The sequence below is a fragment of the Mycobacterium sp. E796 genome (assembly GCF_001672815.1).
GTDB lineage: Bacteria > Actinomycetota > Actinomycetes > Mycobacteriales > Mycobacteriaceae > Mycobacterium.
The window spans coordinates 1-660 of sequence record NZ_LZKK01000179.1 but is presented as its reverse complement, the minus strand read 5'-3'; the positions used below and the strand labels follow the sequence as shown (position 1 = coordinate 660).

The 660-nt window shown below is 71.5% G+C and carries 1 pseudogene; it reads left to right on the top strand.

Annotated elements, in window-relative coordinates:
* Positions 1-660: pseudogene (locus A5706_RS13225) on the top strand (DUF222 domain-containing protein); the annotation flags it as partial.

Genomic DNA, 660 nt, shown 5'->3' with positions numbered 1-660 from the left:
ATGTCGCGGCTCTCCGGGCTGCTCGATCCCGAGGCCCGCGCCTACTTCGAGGCCATCGAGGCCGCGGTGCGCCCCGGCCGCCACCAACCCGACGACACCCCCGCCGAGCAACCCGAAGAGCGCGACACCCGCAGCGCCGCCCAGCGCAGCCACGACGCCCTCAAACTCGCCCTCAAGACCGCGATCAGCTCCGGGCAGCTGGGCACCCACCGCGGGCATCCGGTCACCGTGGTGATCACCACCACCCTGGGCGAACTCGACCAAGCCGCCCACGCCGCCGTCAACCCCCCATCGCGATGCCCGCCCCGGCGCGCACCGGCGGCGGCTCCCGGCTACCCATGTCGGATCTGATCCGCATGGCATCCCAGGCGATTCACTATTTGGCGGTGTTCGAGGATCACACCAGCCGCCCGCTGTATCTGGGTCGGCAAAAACGCCTCGCCACCGCCGACCAACGCCTCATCTGCTACGCCCGCGACCGCGGCTGCACCCGCCCCCACTGCCTGGTGCCCGGCGACCGCTGCGAAGTCCACCACGCCCCCGACTGGGCCCACGGCGGACAAACCGACGCCGACAAACTCTACTTCGCCTGCGGCCCCGACCACGCCGGCGCCACCAACGGCGACTACCACACCCAAGTCACCGACACCGGACGCCTCG